21 protein-coding genes are annotated in these 25,320 nt (G+C 44.8%); 13 read left to right on the top strand and 8 right to left on the bottom strand.

Going from position 1 to position 25,320, the window contains the following annotated elements:
* Positions 1 to 10: 10 nt before the first annotated feature.
* The 5 genes from AC27KT_RS10805 to AC27KT_RS10785 form a co-directional block, all read right to left on the bottom strand.
* The gene (locus AC27KT_RS10805) at positions 11 to 1,588 is read right to left on the bottom strand and encodes a sodium:solute symporter family transporter (RefSeq protein ID WP_487129826.1); all 1,578 of its coding nucleotides are present in this window, start codon (positions 1,586 to 1,588) and stop codon (positions 11 to 13) included.
* Positions 1,589 to 1,688: 100 nt separating this feature from the next.
* The gene (locus AC27KT_RS10800; protein WP_487129824.1) at positions 1,689 to 3,383 is read right to left on the bottom strand and encodes a PH domain-containing protein; all 1,695 of its coding nucleotides are present in this window, start codon (positions 3,381 to 3,383) and stop codon (positions 1,689 to 1,691) included.
* Positions 3,383 to 3,946 carry a PH domain-containing protein gene (locus AC27KT_RS10795; RefSeq protein WP_487129907.1) on the bottom strand — a complete coding sequence of 188 codons (564 nt, stop codon included), beginning with the start codon at positions 3,944 to 3,946 and terminating at the stop codon, positions 3,383 to 3,385. Before AC27KT_RS10795 ends, AC27KT_RS10800 begins: the two co-directional genes overlap by 1 nt.
* A 162-nt stretch (positions 3,947 to 4,108) precedes the next feature.
* A complete protein-coding gene (gene arcB, locus AC27KT_RS10790; protein ID WP_487129822.1) occupies positions 4,109 to 6,463 on the bottom strand; it encodes an aerobic respiration two-component sensor histidine kinase ArcB in 2,355 nt (784 codons plus the stop codon).
* Positions 6,464 to 6,562: 99 nt separating this feature from the next.
* A complete protein-coding gene (locus tag AC27KT_RS10785; protein WP_487129820.1) occupies positions 6,563 to 7,498 on the bottom strand; it encodes an N-acetylmuramoyl-L-alanine amidase in 936 nt (311 codons plus the stop codon).
* Positions 7,499 to 8,157: 659 nt separating this feature from the next.
* Between AC27KT_RS10785 and gltB the strand changes: the two genes are divergently transcribed.
* The 13 genes from gltB to AC27KT_RS10720 all read left to right on the top strand — a co-directional run bounded on the left by gltB (position 8,158) and on the right by AC27KT_RS10720 (position 23,190).
* Positions 8,158 to 12,624 (top strand): glutamate synthase large subunit, encoded by a 4,467-nt coding sequence (gene gltB / locus AC27KT_RS10780; RefSeq protein ID WP_487129818.1) that lies wholly within the window; start codon positions 8,158 to 8,160, stop codon positions 12,622 to 12,624.
* 13 nt (positions 12,625 to 12,637) lie between these two features.
* Complete coding sequence (locus tag AC27KT_RS10775; RefSeq protein WP_014980146.1) at positions 12,638 to 14,053, top strand: FAD-dependent oxidoreductase; 1,416 nt, start codon at positions 12,638 to 12,640, stop codon at positions 14,051 to 14,053.
* Positions 14,054 to 14,172: 119 nt separating this feature from the next.
* On the top strand, positions 14,173 to 15,690 hold the full coding sequence (locus AC27KT_RS10770; protein ID WP_487129816.1) for a M20/M25/M40 family metallo-hydrolase: 1,518 nt from the start codon (positions 14,173 to 14,175) through the stop codon (positions 15,688 to 15,690).
* 143 nt (positions 15,691 to 15,833) lie between these two features.
* Complete coding sequence (locus tag AC27KT_RS10765) at positions 15,834 to 16,247, top strand: hypothetical protein (protein WP_487129814.1); 414 nt, start codon at positions 15,834 to 15,836, stop codon at positions 16,245 to 16,247.
* Positions 16,248 to 16,455: 208 nt separating this feature from the next.
* A complete protein-coding gene (locus AC27KT_RS10760; protein WP_487129812.1) occupies positions 16,456 to 17,043 on the top strand; it encodes a DUF2726 domain-containing protein in 588 nt (195 codons plus the stop codon).
* A gap of 166 nt (positions 17,044 to 17,209) precedes the next feature.
* Positions 17,210 to 17,911 carry a 5'-methylthioadenosine/adenosylhomocysteine nucleosidase gene (locus AC27KT_RS10755; RefSeq protein ID WP_487129810.1) on the top strand — a complete coding sequence of 234 codons (702 nt, stop codon included), beginning with the start codon at positions 17,210 to 17,212 and terminating at the stop codon, positions 17,909 to 17,911.
* Between the two features lies 1 nt (position 17,912).
* Positions 17,913 to 18,860 carry a cobalamin biosynthesis protein CobD/CbiB gene (locus AC27KT_RS10750; protein ID WP_487129808.1) on the top strand — a complete coding sequence of 316 codons (948 nt, stop codon included), beginning with the start codon at positions 17,913 to 17,915 and terminating at the stop codon, positions 18,858 to 18,860.
* Between the two features lie 14 nt (positions 18,861 to 18,874).
* Positions 18,875 to 19,771, top strand: a complete 897-nt coding sequence (locus AC27KT_RS10745) for a cobalamin-binding protein (protein ID WP_487129806.1) — start codon at positions 18,875 to 18,877, stop codon at positions 19,769 to 19,771.
* A 59-nt stretch (positions 19,772 to 19,830) separates the two neighbouring features.
* Positions 19,831 to 20,235 carry a rhodanese-like domain-containing protein gene (locus AC27KT_RS10740; RefSeq protein WP_487129804.1) on the top strand — a complete coding sequence of 135 codons (405 nt, stop codon included), beginning with the start codon at positions 19,831 to 19,833 and terminating at the stop codon, positions 20,233 to 20,235.
* 121 nt (positions 20,236 to 20,356) lie between these two features.
* A complete protein-coding gene (locus tag AC27KT_RS10735) occupies positions 20,357 to 20,758 on the top strand; it encodes a DUF2721 domain-containing protein (protein ID WP_487129802.1) in 402 nt (133 codons plus the stop codon).
* Positions 20,755 to 21,351: a GNAT family N-acetyltransferase gene (locus AC27KT_RS10730; RefSeq protein WP_487129800.1), complete on the top strand. Its 597-nt coding sequence runs from the start codon at positions 20,755 to 20,757 to the stop codon at positions 21,349 to 21,351. The genes AC27KT_RS10735 and AC27KT_RS10730 overlap by 4 nt, the downstream gene beginning before the upstream one ends.
* Positions 21,352 to 21,380: 29 nt before the next feature.
* Positions 21,381 to 22,739, top strand: a complete 1,359-nt coding sequence (locus AC27KT_RS10725) for an NAD(P)/FAD-dependent oxidoreductase (protein ID WP_487129798.1) — start codon at positions 21,381 to 21,383, stop codon at positions 22,737 to 22,739.
* 97 nt (positions 22,740 to 22,836) lie between these two features.
* Entirely contained in the window at positions 22,837 to 23,190 is a 354-nt protein-coding gene (locus AC27KT_RS10720; protein WP_014980153.1) for a DUF1428 domain-containing protein, read from the top strand.
* 98 nt (positions 23,191 to 23,288) lie between these two features.
* Here the strand turns inward: AC27KT_RS10720 and AC27KT_RS10715 are convergent, their stop codons facing one another.
* From AC27KT_RS10715 to AC27KT_RS10705, 3 genes are all read right to left on the bottom strand, one after another.
* On the bottom strand, positions 23,289 to 23,999 hold the full coding sequence (locus tag AC27KT_RS10715; RefSeq protein WP_487129796.1) for a hypothetical protein: 711 nt from the start codon (positions 23,997 to 23,999) through the stop codon (positions 23,289 to 23,291).
* Entirely contained in the window at positions 23,996 to 24,523 is a 528-nt protein-coding gene (locus AC27KT_RS10710) for an RNA polymerase sigma factor (protein ID WP_487129794.1), read from the bottom strand. The genes AC27KT_RS10715 and AC27KT_RS10710 overlap by 4 nt, the downstream gene beginning before the upstream one ends.
* A gap of 70 nt (positions 24,524 to 24,593) precedes the next feature.
* Positions 24,594 to 25,301: a hypothetical protein gene (locus tag AC27KT_RS10705; protein ID WP_487129792.1), complete on the bottom strand. Its 708-nt coding sequence runs from the start codon at positions 25,299 to 25,301 to the stop codon at positions 24,594 to 24,596.
* Between the last annotated feature and the right edge of the window lie 19 nt (positions 25,302 to 25,320).

The raw sequence follows: 25,320 nt of genomic DNA, 5'->3' as shown, positions 1-25,320 counted from the left end.
TATGCCGCTTCTATAGAAGCCAAGTTGGTAACATATAGCTAATAAAAACCAGCAAGCCGAAGTAGCCTACCAACACAGTGGCAATTGACCTATCAATAAATAAATTGCCTTCATTCGACTTTGGAACCGAACACAAGTTGTCCTTATCACTAGGCGACAAGGTAGAGAGAATGACAGCTGGTACTACTGCGTTAGTGAATCCCGTAACATTCCACCAAAACCAAAACACGTCCTCGACAAAAAATGCGAACGAAAAATTAGTCAGCACACCACACATAAGGCCGATATTGACCTGTGTGGCATTTACCTTCTTCGTAAGTATGCCAAGTAGAAACACAGCCAAGACAGGGCCAAAAAAGACAGAGCCCACTTTGTTCACCGCTTCTATTACGGTAGGCGCTATATCGCCAGCATTGAGTGAAAGCAGCAAAATAATCACACCCCATATCAGCCCCGCTAATTTCGCGTTGCGAAGATAGCGTTCAGATTTGGCTTGTTTTCCCTTCAATTTGAAATAATCTTCCAGTGAAACAGCTGCGAGGGAATTGATGGCAGAACTCAGTGATGACATAGCTGCAGCAAGAATAGCGACCACAAGCAAGCCGATAAGCCCATGAGGTAAATAGTTAAGAATAAATACCGGCATAAGCCAGTCTGGATTATCTTTAGGAATTTGAGATGACAGGTTAGCGTCGTTGAACGCTAACGTACCTATCACCAAGCCTGCTAGACAATATAGAAGTGTTATTGGAAACCTGAAAATGCCGTTGGCGAGCATTATCTTTTTTAGATCGCTTTCTGATCTAGCTGACAGTGCTCGTTGCGCTTCAGATTGATCGCACCCATAGTAAGAGGCATAAAGGATAACGCCCCCTAATACCATAGGTAAAAAGCCGAAGCCGTCTCCATTAAACCCTAGAGAGGAAAAATTAAGGGTAGAAACTCGTTCGCTAGGAAGTAATTGTAGAAAAGGTTCCCAACCGCCCAATGCGCTAAGACCAAACGCAATACAAATTGCAGTGCCCAATACAATAATCACCATTTGAACGGCATCACCGTATACAACGGCTCTCATGCCGCCCTGCAAGGAATATAAAATGGTAATAACACCAATGAGTAATATTGCCTGCGTGGATGAAATCTGCATGGTTCCTTGCAATATAATGGATAGCGCGTAAACCATTATGCCGGTAGCAAAGGCTCTGCTAAATTGGAATACAACACTGATACAAATACGGGTAGAGATAGAAAAACGACGTTCAAGGTAGTCGTATATACTCACTACACCACTTCGGTACAGAGTTGGTAATACAAAGGTAGCGAGTAACAACATGGCTAAAGGCACCGCAAGTTCATAAGAGAGCCAAATCAAGCCTCCTCCTTCACGAAAACCGACAAATGCGGGAGCGGAAATAAAACTGACCGCAGAAAGTTGCGTCGCCATAACCGATAGTAACAGCGGTTTCCAACCTAAGCTTCTACCTGCTAGAAAGTAATCTTTCTTCGACTGCTGTCCGCGCAAGCTGAAGCCTATGGCGAGTAGCGCAATGAGGTAAAACGCGATGACACTGTAATCTAGAATATCCATATAGACGTACGGTTGAGTAACTAAATACCTACCATTACATAAACTCGGTCTATTTGCATAAAAAAGCGTATAAAAACTGCTCACAAAGAAACGGTGTGCGTTACATCCAAGACTTTCTGGTTGACTCCACCTCGAATATCACACGATCTGCTAGTTTGTTAACATAATCTTCTGGTAAAAACGGTACCGTCACCGCGCCTGAAGCCAGCACGAATTTTATCGTAGCAAGCTTGTTACGCTTCATAAACACGCTCTGCTTAACAATAACTTGCTGCGCTTTGTAGGGCTCGAAGTACTGATAGTCTACGCCTACTCGTCCCCGTCTTATGTAAACGTACTCGTTATCGTAGGCTATTCCCCAGCGCCACCATCTAAGGGTTAGTAAAAGGGCCACTATGATAAAAGTTGAGACTGCCCCAACGATAATGTCTAGATGAGATGTTACTGCGCCAACGACGAAAATGCCGAGAAGTGGAGTAGTCCAAGCGGCTAGCAGCCAAAACCGAATGAATCGCCGACTTATCGTTTGATAATGCTGCCCACGCAAATCACAGCCAGGCATCACTTCTTGACTAAGTGCAAAAGCTTCGTCTTCCGTTACTGATGGCACAATTAGCTTGTTTGGCGACATGAGTTCTTGCATTTGCTGCCCAGCCGTAGAGTTCTGCTCAAAATACAAATTGACCCGCTTTAGTATTTTATCCAGCCAGTCTTGCTTCGCCGTAATCATTTGGATGCGTGATGCTCGCATGCTAACTTCCAGCTTATTAAGCAAGCCGCTTCGGCGGATATAGCGGTCTCCTGCCCTGGAAAGCGTATAACCATAAAACGTGAATAGCGCACCACCAACACTGAGCAGTGCCACCAACGCCATAAGCATCATGAGAATGACGAATGCATAAAGTCCAAATTGCCACCAAGCAACCGTCTGTTCACCAACCAGCTGATTTAGCTGTAAGCCCTTATCGGCTAGCCACTCTGACACTACGCCAAATACGTCGTCATAAAAAGGCGCAGCAGCACCCAGTATGATCCACACGCGATTATTGGTAATACCATGAATAATAATATCTTTCACAGAGCGTCGATTTAACACTTCTTCATTTATATTGGAGTTAGCTATCGCTCTTTGTCCCACGCTTTGTGTTCGCGAAGGCGGACTCATTTCATCGGTCGATTCACCGTCAGAGAAATCAGTACCAGATAGTTCATTGCTCTCACCCACTTCGTGATGCGCTTTTTCATACAACACCTGCTTCTTCAGCGCTTCGGCATAGTCTTCTGGCACCGCCACTATTTTTGCTTCTTCTTTACTGCTTCCTGCGGTATCAAGAACCACTAACGCGTACCCAAAAGGACGATAATAAAAAGGGCGCTCTATCTTAACGTTTTGAATACGCCACAGAGGCAGGTTGGTATAGCGGCGCTGGAACACACCATGGTGAATCTCAACGTGCTGGTTGTGCACTCGAAACTTGTACATTAAAAAGCTTATTACGCCGCTACTACTGGTAGTCAAAAACAAGATCCCGGCACCGATTAGAACTTCAGGCGACAGCAGGTTATCCCAAATATTAAACGATATTGCTAAGGCCGGAATGGTGTAGATAAGCACTTGTGCCGAGGCGGAAAAATTACGAATGGTAAAGTATAAAATAGAAATAAGAGAAAGACGCTGCCACTCGTCACCCGTTTCTACTTTAAGCGTCGGTTCTATCACAGCTGCATCTGTTTTTTGCTGTTTTGATAGATTATGTTCAGGAGCTTCGCTTGAAGACGTTTCTGATACCGTCATTAGCGTGCACTAACGTCTTTGTGAGCAAGTATGAACTCACGTAGCTGCTCTGCCCTTTTAATACTTAACCCTGGTATTTCAAAAGTATGCATTTCTCCACCAGCAGAAAATACCTGAAGTGAAGCAAGACCCGCCCATCTGTCCAAAGGACCACGATTAACTTCAACGTGCTGAACACGCAAAATAGGTTGGCACGAGAGTTTTCTGAAAATTAGCCCTGACTGTTTGCTAATATCTTGCTCTCGAATCGCATAAAATATGCGTACATCAGCAAAAACGTGATACGACGCCCACATGCTGCCTAAAGCGACGATACCTGTAATAACATATGGATAAGCCTGTAGTAATCCTTCGGGTAATGACCAAAAGCTTTGGAATCTAACCGCGGAGGCAATACCTATTAGCACTAAGGCTATCAATCCAATTGAGAAAATATTGAGTGCCCGGTACTTCTTAGAAATAGGCAGTAACGCGAGTGTTTGAAGAGAGGGGATTTCATCCACGCTTAGTTGATTGTTTGAAAATACGATCTCTTGTTGTGCGCTTGTTCTTGTCACATTAATTCCTTTTACCACCGAAAGATGCAAACAGCCCACCACCTCTTTGAGAGCCATTTAGCTAAATAGCAACGCTGTTCTTAACGTCTAGCCTACCGCTGTCTTGATAACAAAAAAGAGGGCAAGCCCTCTTTTTCGCATTACCTATTAAAGGGCGCACCGCGTCAGCTAGTCGTCAACCTGCTGTTCATTTAACCAATCGTGTAGTGCCTTCATGTCGTGTTGAACAGCCATTTGCAGCTCTTCTACCCAATCGTGCACGTTCTCCCACCATGTAGGGTGGTCGCCCTGCTGAATTTGGTTAGCAATTCGCTGTACACGAGCCAAGCCTACAGAGCCTGCGGCGCCTTTTATTTTGTGAGCCTGTGAGCAAACTTCCGATTTTTCGTCGGCACTTAAGCTTAGCTGCAGTATTTCCATGTATTCCGGCATTTTTTCTTGGAACACTTTAACGCTAGCACGCACCATTTCGTCCCCTATGGTATCCACTAACATCTGCAACAAGTCCATATCTAAAATGTTACTTAATGTTTTATTCGGTTCTGGGCGCTCTACTTCACCGTCAATTTCAAGCGGCGCAGGTGGTGCATGAAACAACTCATTAAACACTTCAATAACCCGAGACTTCTTGATTGGCTTTGCAATCACATCGTCCATTCCGTTTTCTAAATACTCATCGCGCTTTTTAATGACGTTTGCCGTTAGCGCGACAATAGGCGTTTGCATGACCAAATCTTCTTCAATAATCGTGCTTGCTACATCGAATCCGGTCATATCAGGCAGCTGAATGTCGAGCAAGATAAGGTCGTATTGGTTTTCCCTGACTTTATCGATAGCTTCTTGCCCTGTCATAGCCACATCAACTTTCTGACCCAGCTTCTCTAGCAAGGCCTTGGCGACCATAACGTTTAATTCGATATCTTCTACTAACAAGATATTAAGCCCTGTCACTTGAAGCTGCGCCACTTTCATTGGGCTATTAGAGATTTGAACTGGCAACACAATTTCAAAACGAGTGCCTTTACCCACTTTACTAGAAACGTGAATTTCGCCTTTCATTAGGTCGACCATCTGCTTACAAATAGCCAATCCAATACCGGTACCTGTGGCCGATTGATGGTCTGGGTGATCGACCTGATAATACATAGCAAAAATCTTATCAATCTCACTTTCTGGAATACCCACTCCAGTATCTTCAATGACAAAGGTAACATACGCCTTGTCGCCATCTGGTTTCGTTGATGAAACCGATAAGCTTACGTGCCCTTTTTGCGTAAATTTCACTGCATTAAACAAGATATTCCACAAAATTTGACGAAGGCGCGTGCCATCTATTTCAACAAGACGGGGAAGTGGCTCGTTGATTGTTGTTTTAAGCTCTAGCTGTTTGTCAGCGGCCAACAGGCGAATAATGCTACTGAGTTCCTCGGTAAAATCTTTCAACGATATAGTTTTAAGACTTAGTTCAAGTTTGTCTCTATCTAATTTATCTAGGTCAATAATGTCGTTAAAGATATTACCTAGCGTAATGGCACTTGCGTAAATTGTACTAACCCAGCTAAATTGCTCGTCGCTTAACTCGGTATCACGCAGCATGCGACTTAAGCCAACAATACCGTTCAATGGTGTACGAAGCTCATGGCTGATGGTCGCGATAAAGCGCGTTTTATCTGTGCTAGCTTTCGCCGCAGCATTTTCAGCCTGTTTACGCTCAGTCATGTCGCGACCGAATGATAGTAGCCCCAAGCGGTTGCCTTCTTTATCGAAGAAAGGTACGCGCTTCATTTCAAAGTAGCGACGTCGGCCGTCAGCAAAGCGAAGCCACAGCTCTTCTGTAATACTTGCGTTGGTTTCTAGTACTTCGTGATCACTCGCAACAATTTGCCGTGCCAGTTCTTCTTCATATACATCTTTTGGCGTTAAACCAAGCAGTTCTTGCTCAGTTTTACCCGTCATCAACTCGGCAATGCGGTTGCATCCCGCAAATCGGCCTTCTTCATTGCGATAGTAAATTAAGTCTGGCGAAGCATCGATAATGGAACGAAGTAATGTAGATAAACGGCGCGCCTGGGCCTCTTGTTCGGATTTATCCTGAATTTCTTTTTCTAAATCTTTAAATAGCGCTTCACGCTCTTCTTGAGCCTGCTTACGCTGCTCTATTTCGTGATTTAGCTGGCGAATATTGCTCTGTAATTCTCGGTTAAGAAAAACGTCTTCTTCACGTAAACTTTCTAGCTGACTAACGACTTCTTTAAGATTAGTACGCGAATTCTCTAGCTGCTTAATTAGTTCACTGAAAAAGTAGAGAACCCATGGCGCAGACAGCATGGTAAGAATAACGGCACTTATGAAATCATCGGGTTGAACTTGGCTTCCCATACTTACGCGTATCACGTAAGAACCGCCCAGTGTGAACACAAGCGAAAGAACAACAAATAAGATGCTGAGCTTTAGAGTGCCAAAACGCTGAACAAATTGAGCAAAGCGGATTGCCCAAGAATCGTTTGGTGAATCTGAATGCATGTATGTCTAATCTAAACTTATTTTGCCTTTATCCTATCAGGCTTTACCCTTTTCGGGAATGCGGTTTGTCAAAGCAGAAATCTACCTTCCTGTTCGGCGTCAAGATTTGAAAGGTGACTTTTCAATAATTTCATTTAGGTAGCGAGTATTCACCCACCCTACTTTTGTGTAAGACACTTTCGCCCACTCTCCCTGCTTTTCTAATATTTTTAATACCTCGCCCTTGTGCAATCCATTTTCGATCGTTGGAAATGAAACGTCGGGGCCTTTTCTCACATTCAGTGAATTAGCACTTACATTAGCCACCCGCTTTACAGCACTACCAAGATCACGCTGCAATTGATCGTGGGCTTCTCGTTGTGAACTCGACTCTTTTTTTTCATTAGCCCATTTTTCGCTACCACCTTGTAAAACGATAGCCTTAAATTTTTGAATCGGAAAAGCGGGCCCGGGATCAACCTTTCTTGACGGCGCGATTTCATCGTGCCCAACAATAGTAGAAATGTTGTAATACCTGCATAGTGTTTTGCAAAGAGAAAGCGTATTTGCAAGTTGCACGTCGGTATACTTGTGCCAGTAACCGATTGTCTGCTGATTATTGTGTTGCGCTGTTAATACTTCACACTCACTATAAATTTCACCAAACCAGCTTTCATACGCGCCGTTTCCTCTCGCTTTTAGCTGGCCAGCATTGTCTAGTTCAATACCAATAGAATATTGGTTTAACCCACTGCGACCTTCATAGTGACTGTCTCCAGCATGCCACGCTATTTTATTGGTCGGCAATATTTGAACAATGTTGCCATTTCGACCCACAACAAAGTGAGCCGACACATTATTGTCTGGATGAGTTAGCACATTCACAGAAGAAGCGAGACTACTCCCTGCAGTGAAATGTATAACGATGGTGTCGGGGCGGCCGTTTTGAAAATATCCAGAAGTGTTGGGAGACGACTTAAAACTTACGTTCTCGCCCGTCAATAAATGGTTGTCTATATCAAAGGCATAATTGGATGTTGCGTGTAGTGCTTTCATTAAATAGCCCTCATTGGCTTGATAGCATATGCTTTCAGTGAATTTTTATTCTTTTGCTGTCACTAAAGCACCCGTGAAAATTACACGAATGCCGTATCAAGTGTTGAAGCTATGAGCTTTAACCTTACACGCGAATAATTTTTAACCAATATAGCAAAACACTAATGTAAGTGGAACCATACCTTTACGAGTTAATAAAAATACAAACAAAACAGCCATTGACAACATAAAACAGCAGCTCCACTGCATAACTATTCACAACAAAAGATTAAATGAGAACCAATATCATTTAAGGGAGGTTAACCATTTCGTTTTATAAGTTGATAACATTTTTATTACAAACCTGACTAAAACTCCTTATCCTATTGATAAAAAAGAATTAAATTATATTTATACTAATTCACTATAAAGCTTATACTTTTAGCGTTTGATTTTATTTTTCAATGTGGGTATTTTGTACGGCCCGCATCGCAATAATGCATAAAAATGCGGAAACGACTGGAATCCTCTAATAATAAATAACGACAAGAAAGGCGCACGCCGCTAGCAATAACGCTCGCAGGCTTAAAAGACGTCTAACAATGTTGTGATACGCAAACCTAGGCGCATCTACACGCAACGCATACCTTGCCCAGTCAAAAGGTTGAAGGAGTTAAGAGATGAGTTTATATAATCCCAATGATTCCCGGGACAACTGTGGGTTTGGCTTAATAGCGCATACTCACGGGGAAGCCAGTCATGAATTGGTAACGACTGCTATTCACGGTTTAGACCGTATGCAGCATCGTGGCGGTATCGCCGCCGACGGGAAAACCGGTGACGGCTGTGGTTTATTACTGCAGAAACCGGATGCGTTCTTCCATGCAATCGCCGAAGAAAATGGCTGGAAACTCAGCAAAAAATACGGCGTGGGCATGATTTTCTTAAGTCAGGACCCGGTACTTGCGCAAACTGCGCGTGAAGTACTTAATGAAGAACTTGAAAAAGAAACACTTTCAGTAGTGGGTTGGCGCGAAGTGCCTGTCGACCGCTCAGTACTGGGTGAATTAGCGCTTACAGGCGTTCCGCAAATCGAACAGGTATTTGTGAACGCACCAGCAGGCTGGAGAAAACGCGACCTTGAGCGTCGTTTGTATATGATCCGCCGCCGCGCTGAAAAACGTCTTGAGAAAGATCCCGATTTTTACGTAGCTTGTTTGTCAGGCTTAGTAACGATCTACAAAGGCTTGGTAATGCCAAAAGACTTACCCGCCTTTTATCACGATCTTGCCGATGAGCGTATGCAAAGCGCAATTTGCGTTTTCCACCAACGCTTCTCAACAAATACATTACCACGCTGGCCTCTTGCTCAGCCTTTCCGCTTCCTTGCGCACAATGGTGAAATTAACACTATTAAAGGAAACCGCGACTGGGCCATGGCACGTGCAGCTAAATTTGCAACGCCACTTATTCCAGACCTTAAAGATGCAGCACCTTTCGTTAATACCGAAGGATCAGACTCATCATCGCTGGATAACATGCTGGAGCTATTCTTAGCCGGCGGTATGGATTTATTCCGTGCTATGCGGTTACTTGTTCCACCCGCCTATCAAAACAACAAAACCATGGACGATGACCTTCGTGCATTTTACGAGTTCAACTCTATGCACATGGAACCATGGGACGGCCCAGCGGGTATCGTTTTAACTAACGGTCGCCACGTAGCCTGTAACCTTGATAGAAACGGTCTACGTCCTGCGCGTTACGTTATCACTAAGAACGGTTTCATTACCCTAGCCTCAGAAGTAGGTATCTGGGATTACGAGCAAGCTGACGTAATTGAAAAAGGCCGCGTAGGCCCAGGTGAAATGCTTGCTGTAGACACATACACAGGCAAAATCTGGCGCTCTACTGAAATTGATGACGACTTAAAAGCCCGTCACCCATATAAAGAGTGGCTAGAAAAACACATTCGCCGACTAACGCCAATTGAAAAACTTGATGCTTCATTAATTGGCAAGCGCGTGTTTGACGACGATGCCATGGCGGTGTACCACAAGCTACACGCCTACAGCTATGAAGAAATTCAACAAGTTGTAAAAGTACTCGCGAAAGATGGTCAAGAAGCCGTTGGTTCAATGGGTGATGACACGCCAATGGCGGTTATGTCCTCGCGTCAGCGTACCGTTTACGACTATTTCCGTCAGCAATTCGCACAGGTTACTAACCCGCCTATCGACCCGCTACGTGAAAACCACGTTATGTCGTTGGCAACCTGTATTGGCCGCGAGCAAAACGTATTTAGCGAAACCTCAGGTTACGCCGACCGCGTATTGTTCGACTCGCCAGTACTAATGTATACCGACCTTAAACAATTGCGCGAGTTTAACCCTGACAACTACTACTCAGAAGTCGTCGAGCTTCAATATGCACCGCAAGAAGGTTTGAAGAAAGCCATTGAGCGCGTGTGTAACGAAGTAGAAATGCTGGTTAAGAACAAGCGTGCTGCGTTCGTTATTCTGTCTGACAGAAACATTAAGCAAAATCGCTTGGTAATCCCTGCGGCAATGGCAGTTGGTGCGGTACAGCGTCGCCTAGTTGAAAAGTCATTGCGCTGCGATGCTAACGTTGTTGTTGAAACAGCAAGTGCCCGCGATCCACACCATTTTGCAGTGTTGATTGGCTTAGGTGCCACTGCGGTTTACCCATTCCTTGCATACGAAACTATTGAGCAGCTTTGTGAAAAAGGCGAGCTAGATATTTCTCCTATGCAGGCCACGTTGAACTACCGTAAGGGTATTAACAAGGGCTTGTATAAGATCATGTCGAAAATGGGCATTAGCACCGTTGCTAGCTACCGTAGCTCTAAATTGTTTGAAGCAGTGGGTATTAACAACGAAGTGATGAAGTTATGCTTTAAAGGTGTAACCTCACGCATTCAAGGTGCGGGTTTCGATGATTTCCATCAAGACCTTATCAACCTAAACCGTATTGCGTGGCTTAAGCGTAAGTCTGTCGATCACGGCGGCTTGCTTAAATACGTTCACGGCGGCGAATATCACGCTTATAACCCAGACGTAGTCAGTACGCTTCAAAAGGCTGTGGTGTCAGGTAACTACGACGACTACCAGCAATATGCCAAGCTTGTTAACGAGCGTGCGCCTGCGCACATTCGCGACTTACTCGCTATTAACCCTAATTGCGACCCTATTGATATTAGCGAAGTTGAAGCACCGGAAAATTTATTCCCACGCTTTGATACTGCGGCGATGTCAATTGGTGCACTAAGCCCTGAAGCGCATGAAGCGCTAGCGATTGCCATGAACCGCCTAGGCGGTCAGTCTAACTCAGGGGAAGGTGGCGAACACCCCTCTCGCTTTGGGACTGAAAAGAACTCTAAAATTAAGCAGGTGGCTTCAGGTCGCTTTGGTGTAACGCCTCACTATTTGGTTAACGCTAACGTTATTCAAATTAAAGTGGCGCAGGGTGCAAAACCGGGTGAAGGTGGTCAGCTTCCAGGCGATAAGGTAAATAAATACATCGCACAGCTACGTTTTTCTGTGCCGGGTGTAACCCTTATTTCACCGCCTCCACACCACGACATTTACTCAATTGAAGATTTGGCACAGCTAATTTTCGATTTGAAGCAGGTTAATCCAACGGCACTTATATCCGTTAAGCTAGTATCTGAGCCGGGTGTTGGCACCATTGCAACGGGTGTAGCGAAAGCCTATGCCGACCTTATCACCGTTTCAGGTTACGACGGCGGTACAGGTGCAAGCCCGCTAACATCAGTTAAGTATGCGGGTAGTCCTTTCGAGCTTGGTTTATCTGAAACGCAACAAGCGCTAATTGAAAACGGCCTACGTCACAAAGTACGCGTTCAAACCGACGGCGGTTTGAAAACAGGCTTAGACGTAGTGAAAGCCGGTATTTTAGGTGCTGAGAGCTTCGGTTTTGGTACTGGCCCAATGGTAGCGCTAGGTTGTAAATACTTGCGTATTTGCCACCTAAACAACTGTGCGACCGGTGTTGCAACGCAGGATCAAAAACTGCGTGACGACCACTTCATTGGCTTACCTGACATGGTAATGAACTACTTTAAGTTTATTGCTCAAGAAGTACGTGAAATCATGGCGTCTATCGGTATTGCTAAGTTCGACGACCTTGTTGGTCGCACAGAACTACTTAAAGTTTTAGATGGCATTACCGCTAAGCAAAACCGTTTAGATTTAACTCCGCTGCTAGCGCAGCCTAAAGCAGGCGACCATACGCGCTTATTCTGCTCACAAACGACCAACGCACCTATCGATAAAGGTGAGTTGAACGCGCAGATGCTTAAAGACGGCCAGCAAGCGGTTGTTGACGGTAAATCTATTACCCTTAAATACCCAATCCGCAATACGGATCGTTCTGTCGGCGCGTTGCTATCAGGTGAAATCGCTAAACACCACGGTAACCACGACTTTGAAGATACACCTATCAAAGTTGAGCTTACAGGTACAGCGGGTCAGAGCTTCGGTGTGTGGAACGCTGGCGGCCTGCATATGCACCTTGAAGGTGATGCCAACGATTATGTAGGTAAAGGGATGACCGGCGGTAAGCTTGTTATTCACCCACCTCGTAACATCTCTTACGACGCCCACGACAGCGCCATTATGGGTAACACCTGCCTTTACGGTGCAACAGGCGGTAAGCTGTTTGCTGCTGGCCGTGCTGGCGAGCGCTTCGGCGTACGTAACTCTGGTGCTATTGCGGTAGTTGAAGGCATTGGCGATAACGGCTGTGAATATATGACAGGCGGTATCGTGGCTGTACTTGGTCCGGTTGGTGTTAACTTCGGTGCAGGTATGACTGGTGGTTTTGCTTATCTTATGGATGATGGCGACGACCTTGATAACCGTGTAAATGCGGAACTGGTCGATGTAATGCCAATTGAAGATAAAGCGATTCTTGCTGAGCACTTACGTGGCTTAATTAATCAGCATTACGAAGAAACAGGAAGCGAGCACTCGCTGTCGTTGCTGACTGACTTCGCCGCAACGCTGAAACGCTTCAAGCTTATTAAGCCAAAAACCAGTGATGTGAAAAACTTGCTTGGTCACATCAGTCGTTCAAGTGCTGAATTACGCATTCAGGCTCAGTAGGAGGATTTAGTTTATGGCAAAGAACGTATATCAATTTGTCGATGTTGAACGTATCGATCCGCCGAAAAAGCCGATCATGGTACGTAAACAAGAGTTCGCGGAAATTTATCAACCGCTGAGCCAATCTCAAACCGAAGGCCAAGCAGATCGCTGCTTGGACTGCGGTAACCCATACTGTGAATGGAAGTGCCCGGTGCACAACTACATTCCTCAGTGGTTAAGCTTGGCGAACGAAGGCCGAATTCTAGAAGCTGCGGAACTTTCTCATAAAACCAACAGCTTGCCGGAAGTATGCGGCCGCGTATGTCCCCAGGACAGACTGTGCGAAGGTGCATGTACACTGAATGACGATTTTGGTGCAGTTACTATCGGTAGTATTGAAAAGTACATTACTGATACTGCATTCAAAATGGGCTGGCGCCCAGATATGTCTGACGTGGTATGGACCGATAAGAAAGTGGCAATTGTAGGTGCAGGCCCTGCGGGTCTTGCATGTGCAGATATCCTAGTTCGCAACGGCGTTAAACCTGTTGTTTACGACAAATACGAAGAAATTGGTGGCCTACTTACATTTGGTATCCCGTCTTTCAAACTAGAGAAAGACGTAATCAAGCTACGCCGCCAAATCTTTACCGAGATGGGCGTTGAGTTCGTACTTAACACTGAAATTGGTAAAGACGTCCAGTTCCAGGATTTACTTGATAAATACGATGCTGTTTTTCTTGGCATGGGTACGTACAAGTCGATGCAAGGTGGTTTCGATAACGAAGAAGTTGAAGGCGTTCACGAAGCCTTACCTTTCCTTATCGCCAACACCAATCGCGTAATGGGCCTTGAAAAAGATCCTGCTGATTACATTGATATGAAAGGCAAGCGCGTCGTTGTATTAGGTGGTGGTGATACCACCATGGACTGCGTTCGTACATCAATTCGCCAAGGTGCTGCCCAAGTGACCTGTGCATACCGCCGGGACGAAGAAAGCATGCCAGGATCTCGCCGCGAAGTTGTTAATGCTAAAGAAGAAGGGGTTGAGTTTAAATTCAACCTTCAGCCGCTAGACATTGCAGTAGATGAAAACGGTAAGGCGTGTGGTGTTAAGTTGGTTAAAACCGAAATGGGGCCACCGGACGCCAATGGTCGCCGCCGTCCTGTTGAAGTGGAAGGTTCAGAGCACGTATTAGAAGCTGACGCGGTGATCATTGCTTTCGGCTTCCAGCCAAGCCCTGCGCCATGGTTTGCTGACTTCGGCATTATGCTTGATGAAAAAGGTCGCGTACGCGCGCCATCTGCTGGCAAATTTGCTTACCAGACCTCTCACCCGCAAGTCTTTGCCGGTGGCGATATGGTACGTGGTAGTGACTTGGTTGTTACTGCTATCGACGAAGGCCGCAAAGCCGCAGAAGGGATTATGGATTATATTGGCGTTTAACCTTCGCTAACAAGTCCTTTTATGAGAAGCTCGATAGTTCTGCTATCGAGCTTTTTTTATTTAAAACTAAGAAGATACGATTTACATTGGGCAATATAGTTAATTTAAGAGAGCACATCATGGGATTACGGATCGGTCTACTTTGTGGACTCGCCTTACTTTCTTTTTCTTATTCGTCATACGCGAACGACGATAATCCGCCTACCGACGCTATAGCAACGGCGGTATTTAATGACTACCTTGAATATCTCACACTACCAAACGTCGCCACGCAGTCGGCTAGCGATATTCGAAAAGTAGCAGAATGGACAGCTCAGAAATACAGTGAATATGGTATAGACACACAGCTTCTCGATAATGAGGGCATGCCTATGATGTATGCTGAATATAAATTAGCCGATGAAAATGCTCCCACTATTCTTTTTTATGCACACATGGATGGTCAAGCAGTTAACGCAGAACTTTGGGATCAAAAAAGCCCATGGCAACCTGTGCTAAAAGCAGAAGAGGATGGTGCATGGGTGGAAAAGCCTCTCTCGCTGCTAAAAAATAGTGTCAATCCTAATTGGCGTATATTTGCGCGCTCAGCGTCAGATGATAAAGCGCCCATTATGATGCTGCTTGCGGCAATGCACGCGTTATCAGTAAATCAAACGTCACCTTCAATCAATGTGAAGGTGCTTTTAGATTCAAATGAAGAAGGTGGTTCTCCATTACTCGCTGAGGTTATTCAGAAAAATAAAAGTCTACTTTCAGCAGATGCAGTGGTGATGCTGGACGGGCCCATGCATCCCTCTAACGCACCCACCGTAGTTTTCGGGCACCGTGGTGCCACCCTTGTCAAGCTAACCGTTTATGGGCCTATCTCAGACAGCCATAGTGGTCACTTCGGTAACTACATTCCAAACCCTGCCTTTATGCTTTCGTCTCTTCTAGCAAGTATGAAAAATGACAAAGGCCAAGTTGTTATACCTGGTTACTATGGTGATTCACCATTATCAGAAGCAGAAATACAGGCATTACATAATATTCCCATTGACGAAGATGCACTTCTTTCGCGTCTGGGCGTTGCGAAATCAGAGTCAGTGGGAAGCAACTACTATGAATCTATTAGCCTTCCTTCTTTAAATATCAATGGATTAAGTGCAGCAAGCACAAAAGCAGTGAGAACGATCATTCCAGCCGAAGCGTCCGTATCCTTGGATATAAGAACAACAAAAAAAGCACACTCATCTCGACAGACTGCTCTTTTAAGGAAATTCATAGAGTCAAAGGGATACCTAGTTGTTGATGAGACACCTTCAACAACATTACGTTTAAAACACGAAAAACTTATTCGAATGGAGATAAATCAAGGAACTGCCGCCCTTCAGACCCAACTCAATGCGCCAGTTGGTCAATGGGCACAAGAGGCGCTTGAGTCTGCGAGGAATGAAAAAGCCATCCTTATCCCGTTAATGGGAGGTACTGTGCCTACTGCTCCCCTTGTAACTAACTTAAAGAAACCTGTGATACTCATTCCATTGGTAAATGCTGATAATAATCAGCATGCTCCTAATGAAAACTTGCGGATTGGCAACTTTTACAGCGGGACGCAGATTTTGTATGAGCTGTTAACTACGCCTTATCCAAATTGAATTAAGATAGTAAAAGAGCGTAAGCGATATACCAGAAACCTTGATTGCATACGTTAATAGACCAAGGTTTAGTTGATGTAAAAGAGCAACGTCTCTAGTATTTCAAACTTAAGTAAAAAACTAACTTGATCAAGAGTCTATCTATGAAGAACTTAGATGTTAAAAGACTTGCCATCTATCTAACCTTATTATCAGGCATGAGTGGCTTATCTTATGCCGATACTGTTTCGGTAGAGGCAACGCTATCACGCGCAGATACCGCTAAACCTAGGATAGCGTCCTGTCCTTCTGAGTTCCAGCAGGTAAAAATTGCTCAAGATGCTCGTCAATGCCAAGCCTTTGACGAACCCTTGACGTCTGTGATGGTTTATCATTCACCCGCTGCTCCTGAGGCTATGGTTAATCTCTATCAAACGGCTCATCCTGCTTTAAAAACCCACGTTCCAGTTAATGGACGAACACTACTGTCCTCTTCAGACAAAACCATCAGAGTTATTGTAAGCCCAGATAAAACAGGCTCTCAAGTCGACATTTTGGTTACGTCAAACGCTAATTGAACTCTACTTTCAAAAGCCAGTGAAAAACATGCTCATGTTGGCATCTGGCTTGCAATTTCACTGTAAACAACATGATGACAACGTTTGGCGTCATTTTTCTGACACCAGCGAAGCTAAAAGAAGTAGGCTAGATCTTCAGTGATAAATTAGCGCACCGTAAATAGCTTAACGTCATTCGCTTTTATTTTTGAAATTTGCGAGGGTTACGATGGAATTGGCAATTATTCTAATGATGTTACTTATTGTCGTTGCACTAGGTGCCATAAAATTGTCAGACGGTGGAGTCGCTTTTCCATTTAGGCGAAAGCCACAACTGTTCACGCCGGTAGAGCATACCTTTTTGAACCTTATCGAACAGGCCATGGGACGAGAGTTTAGGATTGTGTGTCGTGTACGTCTTAATGACTTGGTCTCAGTACGTCAATCTGCCAACAAGAAGACAGCAAGCCAAGCTATTAGTAGAGCATCAAGCAGGCAGCTAGACTTTGTGTTGGTGGATAAACAAGATATGAGCCCGGTAATGGCCATCGACTTAGTCCATAGCCAAGGTAAAGAGGGTTACAAAGCGCAAAAAGATTGGTTTGTAACAGGCGCATTAGATGCAGCCGGCCTTCCTCATGCACGAATAAAAGTAAAATCTGGCTACACCGTCGATGACATTCGCGAATGTTTGGAAAACAAACTTATTCCGTATCGTCGATTACAAAATAAGATGGCTCAATTGCCAACGCATAACCCAGAGCCACCTAAGCGCCCTACTCGCCCGGTGCGCTCAAGCAGACCAGCTGCCGCCTGATAAGGTAAACTCACCTTTCCCCTAGCCTTTGTTGCTCAACTGTTTTCTTACTCTCAAATAGTGCAACAAAGGCATTTTTCTGTCAGTTTCTTTGTTTTCCTTATACAATTAATACATTCAACAGCGTATTCACGCGTTAAATTCCCTTAACACCGTCGGTATAGTTATGAAAAAAATTGGTATTTTAGGTGCAATGGATGAAGAAGTTGCGCTACTTAAAGCGTCTCTTTGGAATGTTAAAGAAACCCAGTGGAAGCACCTTACATTTTATGAAGGCACGCTTGACGACATAGAAGTGGTGTTAGTTAAATGCGGTATTGGAAAAGTGGCAGCAGCTATCGCCACTACCGTACTCATTGAGCAATATGCACCCGATGCTGTGGTTAACACCGGCTCTGCAGGTGGCTTCGACAAGAACCTGAACATTGGTGATTTAGTGATTGCCAGTCACGTTATCCATCACGATGCTAATCTAACTCACTTTGGCTACAAACTCGGTCAATGTGCCGGTATGCCAGAAGACTTCCGTTGCGATACAACATTAATGGAAACGGCCCGAACCGCCGCTGCAGGTATTACATCGCTTCAGTCTACGACAGGTTTAATTTGTACGGGTGATGCATTTATTGGTAGCGATGAAGCAGTAGCGGAATTGCGCGAAAACTTTCCGGATATGAAAGCTGTTGAGATGGAAGGTGCAGCCATTGGCCAAACCTGCCATATGCTCGACACGCCATTTCTCGTAATTCGTTCGTTATCTGATATTGCAGGCAAAACATCATCCGTAAGCTTTAAAGAGTATCTAGAGACTGCCGCTAAGCATTCTGCACAACTTGTAATGGCAATGATTAAAACCCTCGCCAAATAAGATGACAGAAGTTATTAGCGACCCGAATTATCAGTCGCTATTCGTACTTTGGTTGGCTATCGCCATCGACGCTCTGTGGCGCTGGCCCCAAAGTACTCATCCATTAACGCTAATGCGCTACCTTGTTTTGCAAATGGGGCGCAAAGTGGTGCCATCTGCCAAATATGGTCCGTCTCAGCACTACATTTCAGGCACGTTAGCTGCGTTGGTACTTCTCGCGCCTCTGATAATCTGCGTAACCATTCTAGTGTATATGGCGCAGTACCCTGTTTTCTTCGAAGCCATTATTCTTGTTGCACTCCTCGACTTCGGCTACCAGCGTCAGCAGTATAAGAAGGTGCTAGGAAGTGTGGGAAGAAACAAGAAATCTCTTGCCCGTGAAATGGTACAAACCATAACAGCACGTCAATGCAATTCACTTACCGATATAGGAATTGCCAAAGCCGCTATAGAATCTCTATGGCTCAAGTTTCTCTATCTATATTGCGGCGTTATTTTCTACTTTGTAGTGGCAGGCCCCATAGGCGCACTCATTTATCGATTGCTTTTACTCACATCTTGGCAATGGCATTACCGAACCCCAACAATGACTTTTTTTGCCAAACCCGTACGCAACCTTGTCTACTTACTCAATATGCCGCCAGCGGCCATTGGTGGTCTAGCAACACTATTGATCAGCCATCCTATTAAAGGGTTTCGGGCCATAAAGCGCTCCCCAGTGAAAGATAAAACGTCACTGTTGCTTGCTCTAATGGGTGGTGTACTAGATGTAAAACTGGGTGGCCCTGCGATTTACGCAAATAAAAAAATTCGATATCCCCGTGTAGGTGGTGCTAACGAGGTGAAATACTCTCACATGCTATCAGCCAAAAGCACCGTTAATCATGCGATGATAACAATTAGCGCTTTCGCCTCATTAGTAATGCTAGCGATAGCGGCCCCATCATGAAAGTAGCAGGTCCAATGAAAACCATTTTTTTTGTATATCTATGCTATCTGCCTCTTCTCGCGCTTGCTGATTCATCGTCAGATATCAGCACAATGCACCTTACAAACGGCAATCAATTTGCTTCTGCCGATGTTGCACCAAGCTCGGAATCAAGCGCTTTATCAAATCCCGCGGAGCTAAAAATAGTCAGTCTTGCGCCACACCTAACAGAGTGGGCGTTCAGTCTAGGTTTAGGCCCTAATCTTTTAGGCGTCAGCGACTATAGTGACTATCCAGAAGCAGCCCAAAACATTCAACGTATAGCTGATTTTCAGGGGGCAGATATTGCTGCAATAGTGGCTTTAAAGCCAGATTTAGTTTTGGCTTGGGAGGGTGGCAACAAACCCCAAGATATCCATAAGCTTTCTTCAATGGGGCTTAATGTATTTAGTAGTAAGATTGAAAACATTACAGATATTGCGAGTGAAATAAAAAGGCTTGGCGCTCTTACCAACACGCAAAAAAAAGCAACCAAACTCAGCAATACCTTTCTCAACGATTTAAAAAATCTAAGGCATAAATACGATACTGAGCCACGTCAACGAGTATTTTACTATTCATGGACAGCGCCACTAATGACAATCGGCCCCAATGCATGGGGTAATAAGCTATTAAATATTTGTGGTGCACAAACTCTGTTTGCAGATAGCCCTGTAGACTACCCGCAAGTGACAGTTAGGGACGTATTGGTCCGTCAGCCGCATGCTCTAATCGCTGCATCTAAAAACTCGCGCCAAGAACTAGAAGTATTCTGGCAGAAACACCGGCGTTTTCTAAATGCGCCACTTATTGTTGTAGATCCAGACGTTACAAGCCGGTTTTCGCTACGATTAATAAATGAACTAAAATCGCTATGTGAAGGTATTAAATAAAACGCATAAGCGTTATACTTAAGTCTAAAATATCAGTAAGAAGGTAAGAGCATCATTTCATGCGGATTGTTGTTGCGGGTTTTCTAGTTGTTGTCAGTATTGCATTATTTGTGTCGCTTCAGTGCACTGCAAAAGCCACTGCCCAAGCCTCAGTTGCGGCTTCTCCTTATCTTATTGAACGCGTCGCAAACAACGACTGGCTTCTTATCGACGTCCGCTCTCCCGAAGAATTTGCCGACGGGCATATTCCCGGGGCAGTGAATATGCCTCATGAAAACATTAACGACTATCTAAGCGAATTAGAAGGTCACAAGAACAAGCCTATTATCATCTACTGCCGCTCTGGTAGGCGAGCCAAACTGGCTATGAAAGTGTTAGAAGAACTCGATTTTTCTGAAGTCATGCACTTAGAGGGCGACATGTTAGGCTGGAGCGCGGCAGGTATGACAGTAGACAGGATGTAGGCAAGCATATTGTCCCTTAAAACTACGCGATATTTTTATAAACCCACCTCTTAGCTGATGACTGTGTGTAACTAATCCCCTGTGGTACACTCTTTTCATTCGACGATTGCATAAAACACCTATGAAAATAGATATAGCTACTCCAGCCATGTTATTTCCAGCAATTTCTTTATTGCTTTTAGCCTATACCAATCGTTTTTTGACGCTTGCGACTATCATCAGAAACTTTTCAAAAGAAGAGAAAGATGACAATACACAGGCACAAATAAAAAATCTTCGCTTACGTATACAGCTTATTAAGCGCATGCAAATAGCAGGAGTGGGCAGCTTTTTTCTATGTGTAGTGTCCATGTTAGCGATTTATCTTACCTATCAACAGGTGGGCAATTGGGTGTTTGCTGCAAGTCTAGTGTCACTATTGTATTCACTATGGATGTCGGTAAGGGAGATATTAATTTCTGTAGAAGCATTAGATGTTCACCTTGACGGAATGAAAAGCACACCGAACAAAGAAAGAGTATGACGCCTTCAATTCATATGAATCACATAGTTCAAAGCGCTATAGATTACGAGCAGTTAGCGCCAGCGTTTTTTGCAGGTGTCATTTCTCTTGGTAATCGTGTTCACGGAGACAACTACCTGACCGATGACCTGATCGCTGATTACTACGCTAAAAGTTTCATTGGCACTACGAATGCTAGCTGGGTAGCACTGTATGCAAACAAAGTGGTGGGTTTCAGGCTAACTTTTGCGTATACACAATGGGAAGCAGATGAGTGGTGCAGCCCTTCTCTTTGGCCTGTAGACCCAAGTGCCGTATGTTATTTCAAATGCAACACGGTAGACCCTGCAATGCAGGGGTGTGGTATTGGCAGCACATTACTGAGCAAATCTATAGACTGTGCACAAACTCAAGGCGCAGAAGCGGGTTTAGCACATATTTGGTTGGCAAGTCCGGGCAACAGCGCATTTAAGTACTTCACCAAAAATGGGGGCCAGCTTATCAAAAAGCACCCTAATAAGTGGCGTTACGCATCTATTCACGAAGGCTACGACTGCCCTGTATGCGAGGGCTATTGCGCGTGTGAAGGTGCGGAAATGCTACTCCAATTTTAAGCATTCCTCACTGTAAAACGCTTTCATCTATGACTTACGATCCCCTTATTTCCCGCGGCGTTTCATCAATGTTTCCCGCAGCAAACAGTTACTGGCATGCCACACATAAACCACCGACAATGCCGCCTTTAAACAAAAAGTTGAGCACCGAATACCTCGTTATCGGTGGTGGTTATACCGGTCTTTCAGCTGCGATCACGCTTGCTCAAGCTCAACAAGAAGTCACGCTACTTGATGCGAATTCACCGGGATTTGGCTGTGCGGGCCGCAACGGGGGCTTTATTCTATCTGGTAGCGGACGATTAAGCTTAAGCGCCATAGAAGACAAGTGGGGTCGTGACGTCGCCAGAGCTATGCAGGGCGAGTTTGATGGCGCGGTACATCTGCTCAAACAACGTATTGCAGACTTTGATATGCAGGTCGATTTGGTAGAAGGACCATATTTAAAACTGGCGCATAACTCAAAGCAAGCCGAACTACTCTGTGCCAGTGCTAAGCATCTTGAGTCACACTTCAATGTGCCGAGCTCTCCACTTAGTGAAAAAGACCTTATTGCGCGCTTTGGTATTGAAGGGTCGTATGGTGGCGTTGAGCTAAAGGGTGCATGCTTACACCCTTTAAAATTAGTAAGCGAATATGCAAGAGTAGCAAAGGAGCTTGGAGCAACGCTTTTTTACGACTCGCCAGCCATTCGCATTGAAAAGCACAAGACCGGATATGTTGTCGCAACACCAAGCGGGTCAGTTTCGGCCAAACACATACTCATTGCTACTAATGCTTATACCCCTAAGCGCTTTCATGACAGCGTAGACAATAAGCAATTTCCTGTTCAATCGAGCATTTTTGTCACTGCGCCATTGAGTAGCGAACAGCGTGCAAAGTCTGGCCTAACCGCACCAATGAGCTTCATGGATACGCGGATGATGAAGTATTACTACCGTGTGCTGCCAGATGGCAGATTATTATTCGGCGGTCGTGGTGCCGTAAAAGGTAAAGATGCAGATAATGTTTCAGAGAAACAGCGCTTATATCGCGCGATGCTTAATAGTTTCCCTTCACTTAGCGGTATCGCCATGGATTATTTTTGGAGTGGTTGGATAAGTGTATCGTTAGACAGTATGCCGCGGATTTTCATCGACAATGAGGTAAGCGGCAACAATTTAAACCGCTCTAGCGGTAATATCGGTTACGCCATGGGGTATTGCGGTTCGGGCGTTTCTTTTGCCGCGTTTGCAGGGCAGCGACTTGCTCAACGTATGATGGGTACCGGTGACGTCGATTTATCTCTTCCGCTCTATCGTTCTCCATTGAAAACCTATCCCTTTGCGAAAGCAAGAAGGCTAGCGCTGCATGGCTTATATCAATGGGCGAAAATCGCAGAACGCTAGAAATGTTTACGATTTTCGATACCCCTTAATGTTGAGCATTGCAAACTGGCTACAATTTAGGCTAACTTAGTCATATCTTCTTTGACGGAGCCTTCTCATGTCATATATCGATGCCTTTGCTGTAGCCGTTCCCACTGAAAATAAAGCGTTATACATTGAGCACGCCAAACTCGCCGGCGATATTTTTAAAGAGTATGGTGCGACTAAAATACTTGAAGCTTGGGGTGACGATGTCCCTGAAGGGGAAGTCACGTCTTTCCCGATGGCTGTTAAAGCCAAAGAAAATGAAACCGTGGTGTTTTCAATTGCGTTTTGGCCATCAAAAGAAGTACGTGATACCGCATGGAAAAAGGTGATGGAAGATCCAAGAATGCAGGAAAACGAAAACCCCATGCCTTTCGACGGTAAGCGCCTTATTTATGGGGGCTTCGCTCCTATCCTTGAGTTATAAAGGGGAAACTACAGCTTTTATACCTGCGGTAACTCGCTGCGATTACGAACATTTTAACTCTCGCTGAATGAGTAATTGTTTATGCGGACCGGCATTAACTATTTCATGTCGTCTATTTTCGCCAGCGCCGCCGGCAAGTCTGCCGCTAGCTTTTTGTACCTGCGGTATACGATAAAAACGACCACACTGTTTATCAAAAGCTGTGTTCCCCACAGCTTGAAGGCATTAAACATCAGTACATTAAAGACGGCGAGTGCCAGCAGTCCACACCACAAAGCTAAGCATCCATAGAGGCTAATTTTCCAGTAATGTAATTGTTGTTTTAATTGGTTTTGTTTAAACGCCAACATTGACTGAACGTCTAACGCCTGGACCTTCCACTGTTTTTGCCTTACCCAGTATCCCCATGCCCCGAAGGCGACAGGAATAGGTGTAAGTACCATGAAAAGCAAAATTTGATTCGCGCTAAGTGGCTCGAACAACACCAAAGTTAAACACCACACAGAAACCGCTAGCCCGAGCACCAAATCAACGACACCTTTTAGTTTAAGTTTAAATCTTGCGCTCTTGGTTTCTTTAATCAGCGAATCTGTATCTACTGAAGGGGTTGCATTCATGTAGGCACTTTGCCACTGAGCGAGTTGCTTATCTAATTCGTTCATTTGCGTGCTGTTATCGGCCATACTTAATTTTTCTTTGCTCAAGGCTCTTTTATTATCGCTCAGGGCTTTTTTATCTTCGCTCAAGGCTTTTTTATCTTCGCTCAAGGCTTTTTTATCTTCGCTCAAGGCTTTTTTGTTATCGCTCAAGGCTGTTGCTCCATTATCTGCGTTAGCTGTTGGCGGGCGCGGCTTACTCGCTTAGCGACGGCACTCTCTTTGATACCTAACATATTGGCTATTTCCAGCTGACTGAAACCTTCTAATAACAAAGCCAGCACCTGTCTGTACTTTATTTCTAGTTGACGTAAGCCGGTCAAAAGATCCATTGCATTCTCTTGTAACGTGGCATCTCGAGATGAGCTGGTGCTAGTTGCATGAGAAGAATCAAACTCACCGTCATGGGTAAACTCTTGACGCCGCTGCTCTTTAATCACGTGATCAACCGCCTTGTTGTGCGCGACTTTGGCCACAAACGTTTTCACACTTGCCTCACCGCGAAAGCCGCTATCACTGTCTTTTGAGGCTCCTTCAAAAGCGCGCCAAACCGCCAGTGACATTTCTTGTATCAGCTCATCTTGAAGTGATTTATTAGCCTCAAATGTTGCCGCAATACGCGCCATGAGCGGCGCGTATTCACTAAGCAGTTTTTCTATTTGAATGGTTTCTTTCACTGCATTTCCATTTTTATTATTTTTTAATTCCACGCTTTAAACGAGCAGTTGAATTACGCTTCCTAGCTGATTAGCGAAATAAGCGCTGGTAAGCAACAAAGCACATACATGAAACAATAGGGCCAAACACTAATCCCGACAATGCGAAAGTATAGGGCGCAAGTGCAACTGTTAAGAAAATCAGGGCACCTATTATCAACATCGGCTTATAAGCGCCCACTACTGCAGCAATACTATTTGTAAAAGATGCTGGGATTGAGCGATGTTTTAAAATAAGCAACATAGGTACAAATAAAAGCAGTAAATTTATTGGTGTTGCCGAGCCCATCATTAGCCCGACCTTCCAAGCGGATACATCTACTACAACACCATTTGCTAACGCCGCCACTGAATCTGCGCCCATTAACATAGCGCCAATTTGAAATTGGATCCACGCGATTACTGGCCCGGTCAAACTCCACAAAGCGACATTTGTCCATGAGCGCAGGGTACCGCCCGACAATCTCAGCTTGTTATTTTCTGCTAAGTTGGCAATGGCCAACCACATTACGGTAGCCAGAAGCGGACCTACCCATTTCGATATGCCTAAGCCAATTGGCCCTGCTAGCGCTTGAATGAGCCCCGCGGCAAATAAAGTAACAAAAGAAAGCCCCAATAATTTGAAAGGTGCTTTTATAAAAAGCTGCCACCCCTCTTTCAGCCATGTGAACGCTTCCTTCGCAGGAAGACTCTTGTTAGCTTGATGGTATGTTGCACGAGTTGAAGTTACCGTTGTCATGTTTTTATCCTTTGCATTG

This window comes from Alteromonas sp. 5NW40-0090 (assembly GCF_057552975.1).
The sequence above is the reverse complement of the archived record's forward strand: the minus strand, read 5'-3'. Positions and strand labels throughout refer to the sequence as shown.

Coding starts and splice junctions, on each gene's coding strand:
- AC27KT_RS10805 (WP_487129826.1), bottom strand. CDS start 1,588: ATGGATATTCTAGATTACAGTGTCATCGCGTTTTACCTCATTGCGCTA.
- AC27KT_RS10800 (WP_487129824.1), bottom strand. CDS start 3,383: ATGACGGTATCAGAAACGTCTTCAAGCGAAGCTCCTGAACATAATCTA.
- arcB (WP_487129822.1), bottom strand. CDS start 6,463: ATGCATTCAGATTCACCAAACGATTCTTGGGCAATCCGCTTTGCTCAA.
- AC27KT_RS10785 (WP_487129820.1), bottom strand. CDS start 7,498: ATGAAAGCACTACACGCAACATCCAATTATGCCTTTGATATAGACAAC.
- gltB (WP_487129818.1), top strand. CDS start 8,158: ATGAGTTTATATAATCCCAATGATTCCCGGGACAACTGTGGGTTTGGC.
- AC27KT_RS10775 (WP_014980146.1), top strand. CDS start 12,638: ATGGCAAAGAACGTATATCAATTTGTCGATGTTGAACGTATCGATCCG.
- AC27KT_RS10770 (WP_487129816.1), top strand. CDS start 14,173: ATGGGATTACGGATCGGTCTACTTTGTGGACTCGCCTTACTTTCTTTT.
- AC27KT_RS10765 (WP_487129814.1), top strand. CDS start 15,834: ATGAAGAACTTAGATGTTAAAAGACTTGCCATCTATCTAACCTTATTA.
- AC27KT_RS10760 (WP_487129812.1), top strand. CDS start 16,456: ATGGAATTGGCAATTATTCTAATGATGTTACTTATTGTCGTTGCACTA.
- AC27KT_RS10755 (WP_487129810.1), top strand. CDS start 17,210: ATGAAAAAAATTGGTATTTTAGGTGCAATGGATGAAGAAGTTGCGCTA.
- AC27KT_RS10750 (WP_487129808.1), top strand. CDS start 17,913: ATGACAGAAGTTATTAGCGACCCGAATTATCAGTCGCTATTCGTACTT.
- AC27KT_RS10745 (WP_487129806.1), top strand. CDS start 18,875: ATGAAAACCATTTTTTTTGTATATCTATGCTATCTGCCTCTTCTCGCG.
- AC27KT_RS10740 (WP_487129804.1), top strand. CDS start 19,831: ATGCGGATTGTTGTTGCGGGTTTTCTAGTTGTTGTCAGTATTGCATTA.
- AC27KT_RS10735 (WP_487129802.1), top strand. CDS start 20,357: ATGAAAATAGATATAGCTACTCCAGCCATGTTATTTCCAGCAATTTCT.
- AC27KT_RS10730 (WP_487129800.1), top strand. CDS start 20,755: ATGACGCCTTCAATTCATATGAATCACATAGTTCAAAGCGCTATAGAT.
- AC27KT_RS10725 (WP_487129798.1), top strand. CDS start 21,381: ATGACTTACGATCCCCTTATTTCCCGCGGCGTTTCATCAATGTTTCCC.
- AC27KT_RS10720 (WP_014980153.1), top strand. CDS start 22,837: ATGTCATATATCGATGCCTTTGCTGTAGCCGTTCCCACTGAAAATAAA.
- AC27KT_RS10705 (WP_487129792.1), bottom strand. CDS start 25,301: ATGACAACGGTAACTTCAACTCGTGCAACATACCATCAAGCTAACAAG.